The organism is Dactylosporangium sp. NPDC005572 (genome assembly GCF_040605515.1).
Classification (GTDB): Bacteria; Actinomycetota; Actinomycetes; order Mycobacteriales; family Micromonosporaceae; genus Dactylosporangium.
The window spans coordinates 1-9,509 of record NZ_JBEXCY010000320.1; the positions used below are offsets into that span (position 1 = coordinate 1).

At 71.6% G+C, this 9,509-nt stretch carries 6 protein-coding genes and 1 pseudogene; 5 read left to right on the forward strand and 2 right to left on the reverse strand.

Annotated features, from left to right (window positions below; all coding sequences use genetic code 11):
• Window positions 1-685, reverse strand: a 685-nt coding sequence (locus tag ABZS66_RS58235; protein WP_354773056.1) for a hypothetical protein, incomplete at its 3' end; no start/stop codon positions are given.
• A 300-nt stretch (window positions 686-985) separates the two neighbouring features.
• On the opposite strand from ABZS66_RS58235, the gene ABZS66_RS58240 reads away from it, so the two are divergent.
• From ABZS66_RS58240 to ABZS66_RS58260, 5 genes are all read left to right on the forward strand, one after another.
• The gene (locus tag ABZS66_RS58240; RefSeq protein ID WP_354773058.1) at window positions 986-2,080 is read left to right on the forward strand and encodes a LacI family DNA-binding transcriptional regulator; all 1,095 of its coding nucleotides are present in this window, start codon (window positions 986-988) and stop codon (window positions 2,078-2,080) included.
• Window positions 2,081-2,201: 121 nt separating this feature from the next.
• Window positions 2,202-5,741, forward strand: a complete 3,540-nt coding sequence (locus ABZS66_RS58245) for an endo-1,4-beta-xylanase (protein ID WP_354773060.1) — start codon at window positions 2,202-2,204, stop codon at window positions 5,739-5,741.
• A gap of 12 nt (window positions 5,742-5,753) precedes the next feature.
• A complete protein-coding gene (locus ABZS66_RS58250) occupies window positions 5,754-7,205 on the forward strand; it encodes an extracellular solute-binding protein (protein ID WP_354773062.1) in 1,452 nt (483 codons plus the stop codon).
• Window positions 7,206-7,253: 48 nt separating this feature from the next.
• A complete protein-coding gene (locus tag ABZS66_RS58255; RefSeq protein WP_354773064.1) occupies window positions 7,254-8,186 on the forward strand; it encodes a sugar ABC transporter permease in 933 nt (310 codons plus the stop codon).
• A 13-nt stretch (window positions 8,187-8,199) separates the two neighbouring features.
• Window positions 8,200-9,096 carry a carbohydrate ABC transporter permease gene (locus tag ABZS66_RS58260; RefSeq protein WP_354773066.1) on the forward strand — a complete coding sequence of 299 codons (897 nt, stop codon included), beginning with the start codon at window positions 8,200-8,202 and terminating at the stop codon, window positions 9,094-9,096.
• A gap of 7 nt (window positions 9,097-9,103) precedes the next feature.
• Here ABZS66_RS58260 and ABZS66_RS58265 read toward each other — a convergent pair.
• A pseudogene (locus ABZS66_RS58265) lies at window positions 9,104-9,509 on the reverse strand (hypothetical protein); the annotation flags it as partial.

Here is a 9,509-nt window from a genome sequence, read left to right on the forward strand (position 1 = left end):
CCGCGGGGGGGGGGCGGGGCGCGCCCCCGGGGGGGGGGGGGAGCGCGGGGCCGCGGGCCCCCCCGACCCCGGCGGTGTCGCCGAGCTCGACGCCGAGCGTGAACGCGGCGCGGCCACCGGCGGGGACGCGTGCGTCGAGAGCCGAGTGCCGCAGGGTCATGACGGCCGAGGGCTCGGCCGGCTGCGGCGGCATCCAGCCCCACTCGGCGAGCGGCACGCGGCCCGGCCGGCCGGCGTGCAGCCGGGGCCGCAGGGCGATGTCGGTGTCGCGGTCGCCGCGGTTGTCGACCTGGATCTCGAGCGTGTACCCGCCGGCGCCGTGCCGCGGCGTGAGCCGGCTGCGCACGGCGAGCGAGACGAGCCGGCCGTCACGGTGCTGGTGGAAGGTGCCGTGGCGGTCGATCCGGTCCGGCCGCCAGGTGCCGCCGCCGGCGAGCAGGCCGAGACCGAACCCGGCGATGCCCGGCCGGACACCGTCGCCGGCCGGCCGGCCGTCGATGTCGAACTCGACGGTCAGCGAACTGTCCGGGGCCGCGTAGGGCGGGGCGAAGCAGCCGCTCACCCCGCAGACCGTGCCGGGCAGGGCGTGGGCGGCGGTCCAGCCGCTGGTGACCCAGAGCTGGTCCGGCGCCTGATGCCGGCGGAGGTCGAACGCGAAGTCGGACAGTGAATAGCCTGCGGACATGCCGGTTCCCCAAGGGTGTCGGTGAATGCGAACGGGGGACCGGCGAGGCCCGCGAGGGTTCGGACACGGAGCTTGCCATCCCGGCGTACCGATGCGCAACGGCGGCCCGGTTACCGCGATGTTTCGCCGGGGCATTGCGATTGGACCGGTCCACTGCTAGCGTCCGGCACAGGCGTTGGACCGTTCCAACGCGGCGACCGGCGACCCACGCATCTCGGTGCCTCCTCCAGCGGAGGCGCGTTCCACCCCGCGTTCCACAATGGAGCCCACGGCTACCCACCGACCAGACCGGAGGCCGGCGTGCGAAAGCTGACGATACGTGACATCGCCCAGCTGGCCGGGCTGTCGAAGAGCACGGTGTCACTGGTGCTCAACAACAGCCCGAAGGTCGACCCGGCCACCCGCGAGCGGGTCCTCGAGGTCATGCGCAGCCACAACTACACACCCAGCTCCGCCGCGACCGCCCTGGCCCGGGGGCGCACCCCGTTCATCGGGATGATCGTGCCCGGCCTGACCTGGCACATGGTCGCCGCGGTCAACTACGGCGTCGCATCGGTCGTCGAGCAGTCGCCGTACGAGATCATCCTCTACACCAGCACCAACGAGAAGGACTACACCGCCCTCGTCGACCGGATCGCCACCTCCGGGCTCTCCGCCGGTCTGCTGGTCGTGACCCACGACCAGCCGCTGGAACCGCTGGAGCGGCTGCACCGGTCGGGCCTGCCGGTCGTGCTCGTCAACACGCTCGCCGCGCCGTCCGAGCTGCCGTCGGTCCAGGCGGACAACTACGAGGGCACCCGGACCGCGCTGCGCCACCTCGCCGAGCTCGGCCACACCCGGATCGCCTGTGTGCAGGGCCCGATGGCGTACGCGTGCTGCGAGGACCGGTACCGCGGCTACCTCGACGGGCTCGCCGAGGCCGGCCTCGACGCGGACCCGGCGCTCACCGTCGCCGGCGGGTTCCACGCACCGACGGTCCGGGAGCGAGTCTCGGACCTGCTCGCCCTGCGCGGCCGCCCGACCGCGATCGTCGCGCCGAACGACAACACGGCCTACGCGGTCATGGAGGCGGTGATCGACTGCGGCCTGCGGGTGCCGCAGGACGTCTCCGTCGTCGGCTTCGACGACATCGCCTCGTCGGCCGACACCCACCCGCCGCTGACGACCGTGCGCCAGCCCTTCCCGGAGATGGGCCGGGCCGCGGCCCAGTTGCTGCTCGACGCGATCGACGGCGACACCGCCCCCGGGGTCAGCCTGCCGACCAGCCTGGTCGTCCGGGAGAGCACCGGCCCGGCGCCGGCGAAACCCCGCCGGCCGACCCGCACCACCACCAACCGCCCGGAGACCCCCCGGGTGTGGAGCGGGCTCGGCCCGAACATCAGCACCCAACGCTGACCGACCCCCCGAGACACCCCCCCGAGACACCCCCAGACGTCCACCTTCGCCCGCTGCTCTGTCGACCCCGGACAGAGGGCTCGGTGAAGCGCTGCCACCATTCCCTGGAAAGGCATCGCGCATGAAACGCTTCCGGGCGCCCGCCGCCATCGTGCTCGGCGCAGCCGCCGTCCTGACCACCGCCGTCCCGGCGCACGCCGCGCCGCCCGCAGAGATCCTGCCCGCCGCCCCGCTGACCGCGTTCACCCAGGTCAAGGGCGATCCGCCGCCGCAACACCAGATCGTCCCGGTCACCGGGAACCCCAACTTCACCGAGGCGCTGCAGATCACCACCACGGCCGCGCCCAACAGCGCCGGCCTCGACGGCGAGTACGAGATCGCCCTCGGCGCCGAGAACGCGGCGACCGTCCAGCAGGGCGACGCCGCGCTGGCCACCTTCTGGGCCCGCTCGATCCAGCCGGTCGCCGGCACCGGCTCGGGCCAGGCCACGTTCATCTTCGAGCGGGACGGCGGCAGCTACACGAAGTCCGCCAACGCGCCGCTGAAGATCGGCGCGCAGTGGCAGCGGTTCCAGTTCCCGTTCCGCGTCGCCGAGAACTACGGCCCCGGCGACGCGCACTTCCAGCTGTGGCTGGGCTACGGCGCGCAGGTGCTGCAGCTCGCCGGCGTCTCCGTGCTGAACTACGGACCGGGCGATCCGGCGGGCTGGCCCGCGGTGACCTACGCCGGCCGGGAGAGCACCGCCGCCTGGCGTACCGCCGCCCAGGCGCGCATCGACCAGTACCGCAAGGGCGACCTCCGGGTCGACGTCGTCGACGCCGCCGGCCACCCGGTGCCGAACGCCGACGTCCAGGTGCGGATGCAGGAGCACGCCTTCGACTTCGGCACCGCGGCCGCGGCGCCGTGGCTGGTCTCGGACTCGCCGGACGGCCGCAGGTACCGCGAGGTCGTCGCGGCCGACGTCAACTCGGTGGCCCTGGGCAACGACCTCAAGTGGAACTACTGGGAGGACCAGGCCCACCGCACCCGCAACACGCTGCCCGCGCTGGAGTGGCTCAAGGCGCAGGGACACCTCGTCCACGGCCACACCCTGGTCTGGGGCTCGTGGGGGCTGATGCCGCCGGACGTGCGCAACCTCGCCGGCGACCCCGCCGCCCTGCGCGCCCGCATCGACGGTCATGTCACCGACGAGGCCGGCACCCTGCGGGGCATCGTCGACGAGTGGGACGTCGTCAACGAGCCGTACTCCGAGCACAACGTCACCGACGTCCTCGGCCAGGCCGAGATCGGCCGCTGGTTCACCCTCGCCCGCCAGGCCGATCCGCAGGCGAAGCTGTACCTCAACGAGTACGACCTCATCGAGGACAACGGCTGGAACCTGCGCAAGCAGCAGTACATCCACGACCTGCTCGCCGCGCTGCTCGCGCAGGGCGCACCCGTCGACGCGCTGGGCATGCAGGGGCACTTCAGCGGCCTGCAGCTGACCCCGCCCGAGGACCTGATCCCCATCTTCGACCGGTACACCGGACTCGGCATCCCGTTGAAGATCACCGAGTTCGACGTCGCCACCGACGACGAGCAGCTGCAGGCCGACTACACCCGCGACTTCCTCACGATGGCGTTCAGCTACCCGCAGATCATGGGAGTGAGCAGCTTCGGCTTCTGGGAGTCGAACATCTGGAACCCGCTCGTCGCCTTCTACCGGCCGGACTGGACGCCGAAGCCCAACCTGCTCGCGCTGCGGGACCTCCTGTACCGGCAGTGGTGGACGAACGCCTCGGGCAAGACGTCGGCGGCCGGGCGGTACAGCGTCCGCGGTTTCCAGGGCGAGTACCTCGTGACGGTCACCGTCAACGGCGTCGCCAAGCAGGTCGCGGTGAGCATGCCGACGAACGCCGGGGCGAGCGTGCAGGTCGTCGGCGACGGCATCACCAACACCGTCCGCAGCAACCCGGGCAGCAAGGTCCTGGGCGGGGACTTCGAGCACGGCACGAACGGCTGGACACCCCTCGCCGGCGCTGCCACCCCGGTCGGTGACCCGATCGGCGGTGCCGGCGCGGTACGCACGGCGGCGACGTCCGCCACGGGCGCCGGCCTGAGCCAGCCGGTGCTGGACCTGGCGGCGGGCACCAACTACACGCTGACGGGCTGGGCGAAGTCCAGCGGGCCGGGCAACCAGTGCTATGTCGGCGTGCGCGGCGGTCCCGCCCCGGGCACGACCGGCTTCCAGTACACCCTCAACTACCGCGACGAGACCGCCTACACCCAGAAGGTCGCCGCGTTCACCGTGCCCAGCGGTACCGGATGGGCCGAGACGTTCCTGTGGCAGAACCCGGTGGCGGGCGGGCTCACCTGCACCTTCGACGGGGTGGCGCTCACCCCGACGGTCGGCACGCCACCGGCCGCCCCCGCCCCGCCGTGGGCCACCCCGAAGCTGCCCGGCAACCACAACACGCTCGCCAACGGCGACATCGAGGGCGGCAGCACCAGCGGCTGGTACTGCCTGGGCGGCTGCGGCGGGCTCTCCGTCGTGGGCAGCCCCGTCCACGGCGGGTCGGGCGCGCTGAAGGTGACCGGACGATCGGCCAACTGGGTCGGCCCGGCGCAGGGCGTGACCGTCGGCCTGAACGGCCGCTACGACGCCTCGGCCTGGGTGCGCCTCGCCACGCCGGGCACCGCGACCGCCGAGATCCGGCTCAAGGTGTGGACGTCGACCGGCCAGGTGACGATCCCGTTCGGCTCGGCGCCGGTGAGCGACACCGGCTGGACCCAGATCCGGGCGAACAACGTCCCGGTCTCCTTCACCGGCTCGTTCTCCCGCGCCGAGTTCTGGGTCGACACCACGGCCGGCACGCCGGACCTGCTGCTCGACGACGTCGTCTTCAACGTCCACGCCGCCCCGCCGACCGGGCTCGACCTGCTCACCAACGGCGACGTGGAGAACGGCGGCGCCAACTGGTACTGCTTCTCGCCCTGCACGGCCGGCGCGGTGAGCGCCCCGGTGCACACCGGCGGCCAGGCACTGCGGGCCACCAACCGCACCTACGAGTGGACCGGCCCGGCGCAGGGCGTGCAGCTCACCAACGGCGCCGCCTACAAGACCAGCGCCTGGATCCGGCTCGCCGACGGCGCCCCGGCCACCACCGCGCTGATCAAGGCGAAGCTCTACTTCACCGACGGTACGACCCAGACGGTCCCGCTGGCCTCGGGCCTGGTCACCGCGGGCGCCTGGACCCAGGTGTCCGCCAACAACGCCCAGCTGAGCTGGGCGAAGACCCTCAGCCGGGCGGAGTGGTGGATCAGCACCGCCTCCGGCGCCGACGACCTCTACGTCGACGACGCCGCCCTCCAACCGGCCGGTGCCGACGAGACGGCCTTCGCGACCGTCGTGCCGCGCGACGTCTGCGTCGTGCCCACCGCCGGCAACACCTACATCGCGTACTTCGGCTACAACAACCCCAACGCCTTCGGGCTGCCGGTGCCGATCGGCGCCGCCAACACCTTCACCACGGCCCCGGCCGACCGCGGCCAGCCGCTGTCGTTCCTGCCGTTCCAGCGCCCCCGCCGGGTCGCCGTCCCCTTCGCGGGCGGCTCCTCGGTGACCTGGCGACTGGGCGGGCAGACCGTCACCGCCAGCGCCGCCACACCCCCCTGTGTCTGAGGAGATACCGCCATGCAGCGACGCACGTTGTTGAGGGCCGCGGTCGCGGCGGCCCTGGCCCCCGCCGCCGGACCCGTCCTGGCCGCCTGCGGCTCGGACGAGCCCGGAGCCGGCACGCAGGTCACCAACTGGAACTGGCTGGTCAGCCAGGCCGCCTGGATGGAGGAGGAGATCAAGCTCTTCCAGCAGGCCCACGGCGGCACCGCGATCAAGAACACCGCCCAGGTCACGGACAAGTACCCGGACCTGCTCTCGCTCGCCGTCCGCAGCGGCACCGCGCCGGACGTGTTCCAGCTGCCGCGCACCCCGGCGATCGAGGAGCAGGTCAGCTCCGGCTGGCTGCTGCCGCTGGACAAGTGGGCCACCGACGCGTGGAAGTCCCGGTTCGGCGCGGGCTGGTTCGACGAGGGCGGCAACACCTTCGGCGGCAAGACCTACAGCGCCCCGTTCAACGGCGCCGGCTCCAACCTGCAGCTGTACTGCCACCACGGCCTGTTCAAGCAGGCCGGCCTCACCAACGCCGACGGCAGCGTGCGGCTGCCGAAGACCTGGGACGACGTCACCCGCGCGGCCGAGGCGATCACCGCCAAGAGCGGCGGCAAGGCGTTCGGGCTCGGCTTCGGCAACTCGGGCAACGGCGCCCTCGCCTGGTGGATCGAGCTGTTCTGCCGCGGTGCCGGCGCGGTGGGCGGCACGAACAGCCTCGACTACCGGGTCGGCAAGTGGACCTACGGCAGCGACCGGAACTACGCCGACTTCCTCGCCCTGCTGCTGGACTGGAAGAAGCGGGAGTTCATCTTCCCGACGTCGATGAGCATCTCCGACGAGCAGGCCCGGGCGTTCTTCGCGCAGGGCAAGTTCGGCATGATCGTCAACGGCGTGTGGAGCCAGTCGACCTGGAAGGACGCCAAGTTCACCGACTACAGCCTCGTCACGCTGCCGTCGCCGACCGAGACGCCGAAGGGGTTCTTCTACTACGGGCAGGGCAGCAGCAGCCGCATGTTCGGCATCTCCGCCAAGACGGCGAACCCGGACGCCGCGTTCGCCTGGCTCGACTGGCTGTACGGCAAGGACGCCGGCCGCCGCTGGGTGCAGGCCGGGCTGGGCCTGTCGGTCTACCCGGAGAACAACGACCCGTCGCTGGTCACGTTCGCACCCTTCGGGCAGTACGTGGCCACGTCGAAGACCAACCTCGCCGGGCCTGACCCCAAGGTGCGCAACCCCGACGTGGCCAAGGTGAAGGTGTCCGCGGTCAAGCCCGACATCAACGACGTGGCCGCCGGGATCTACACCGGCCAGCTCAAGGACGTCGCCGCGGCACTGCGCGACCTGGAGGGCCGGCTGAACAAGGCGCAGGACGACGCGGTGGCGGCGGCCGCGGCGGCCGGGGCGAAGGTCAGCGCGGCGGACTACGTCTTTGCCGACTGGGACCCCACCAAGCCCTACCAGAACAAGCATTCCTGATCCGGGGTGGCCGCCGGGAGCACGGGGACCGGCGGCCACCCTCCCCGGTTGGAGAAAGTCGAGGTGTACGTGCGCCGGATCTGGGCGGCCCGCTGGTCGTATGTCTACGTCCTGCCGATGATGACGCTGCTGGTGGTCTTCATCGTCTATCCCATCGGTGCCTCGCTGGGCTACACGCTCTACCGGTGGAACGGCATCGGCGACCCGAGCCAGTACGTCGGCCTCGACAACTTCCGGCGCGTGATCGACGACAGCATCTTCTGGGGTGCGCTGCGCCACACGTTCCTCTACGTCGGCGTCGTGGTGCCGGTGCAGCTGGTGCTCGCCCTCGCCCTCGCGCTGGTGCTCAACCAGAAGGGGCTCAGGTTCAGGTCGTTCTACCGCACGGTGTTCTTCCTGCCGGTGGTCACCTCGGCGGCCGTCATCGGCGTCGTCATCCAGCTGCTCTTCTCCAACTTCGGCGACGTCATCAACGGCGTCCTGCGCGACCTGCACCTCACCGACGGCTACATCGACTGGCTGGGCGACCCGCGCTTCGCCATGGGCATCATCATCGTGATCGGCATCTGGCACACCCTCGGCTACAACCTGATCTACTTCCTGGCCGGCCTGCAGACGATCCCGGACGAGCTCTACGAGGCCGCCAAGCTCGACGGCGCCGGGCCGGTCGCGTCGTTCCGCTACGTCACCGTGCCGATGCTGCGGTCCGTCGGCGCGGTGATCCTGCTGCTCGCGCTCGTCGGCTCGTTCCAGGTCTTCGACATGGTCCAGGTGCTCACCAACGGCGGCCCGTACTTCGCCACCGAGGTCGTCAACACCTACATCTACCACCTGGCGTTCGGCGGCACCGGCGAGGTCGATCCGGACGTCGGTCTCGCGTCGGCGGCCTCGTTCTTCTACGGGGTGCTGCTGATCGCGCTCTCGGTGGTCCAGGTCGTCGTCCTGCGCTCGCTGGCGCGGCGCCGGGCCAAGCAGCAGTAGAAGGGTCCCTCGCATGTCTTCCCTGGCCACCCTGCCCGTGACCACCCCCGCCACCGAACCGGTCCCCAGCCGCCCCCGCCGGCGCCGGCCCCGGGCGGCGATGGTGATGACCCACGTCGCGCTGCTGGTGAGCGGCATCGCCTGGATGTACCCGTTCCTGTGGACCCTGGGCAGCTCGCTCAAGGACACAAGCGAGTTCTTCGGCCGCGGCCTGAACCCGCTGCCCTCGCGCGTGCTGTGGAGCAACTACCAGGATGCGTGGGCACAGGCGTCGTTCGGCACGTACTTCGTCAACACCCTGCTCATCACGATCGGCACGTGCGCCGGCACGCTCGTCGTCACCGCGATGGCCGGCTACGTCCTGGCCCGCGCACCGTTCCCGGGCCGGGGCATCTGCCTGTTCCTCATCTCGGCGACGCTGTTCCTGCCCCACGGGTACACGATCATCCCGATCTTCGACCTGATGGAGCGGCTGGGCCTGCTCAACTCGCTGTTCTCGATCATCATCGTGCAGGCCGCCGGCGGTGTCGTCTTCGGCACGTTCCTGTTCATGGGGTACTTCCAGACGATCGACGGCGAGCTGGAGGACGCGGCCCGCGTGGACGGCGCCGGCTTCCACCAGACGTTCTGGCGCATCATGCTGCCGCTGTCCGGCCCGATGCTCGCCACCGTCGGGCTCTTCACCGCGATCAGCGCCTGGAACAGCTACTTCATCCCGCTGGTGTTCACCCTCGCCCGGCCGGAGCAGCGGACCCTGTCCGTGGGCATGTACGCGTTCATCGGCGAGAACTCGACACAGTGGACACTGCTGTGCGCCGGGTCGGTGATCACGATCGTGCCGATCGTCGTGCTGTTCGTGCTGCTGCAGCGCTTCTTCGTCAACGGCCTGGCCGGCGCGATCAAGGGCTGACGGGCCGTCAGTGGCGGTGGGTGTGGTCGGGCTGGGCCGGGTCGCCGGGGTGTTCGAAGCCCGGGGCGAGCGCGACCCGGTCGCGCAGCTGCAGGTCCAGCCACCGGGCGAAGGCCCGGGAGCGGGCGGCCGCGAGCAGCGTGGCGGCGACGTCCGGCCCGGCGGTGCTCGTGACGCCGAGCACCGCCAGGCGGTCGGGGCCGGCGGTGACGACGGTGCCGGGGAGCGCGGCGAACACGAGGCCGCCGTGCAGGTCGTCGCGGCGCACGAGGTACGGCCGGCCGCCGTTGACCGGCCGGCCGTCGCGGGTGTGCCGGACCAGGCGCAGCTCCTCGCCGGCGAGCTCGGGGTTGGCCGATCTTCTTGTCCGCGCCGAGGACGATCCCCCACTTGGAGTCGCCGACGATCTTGTC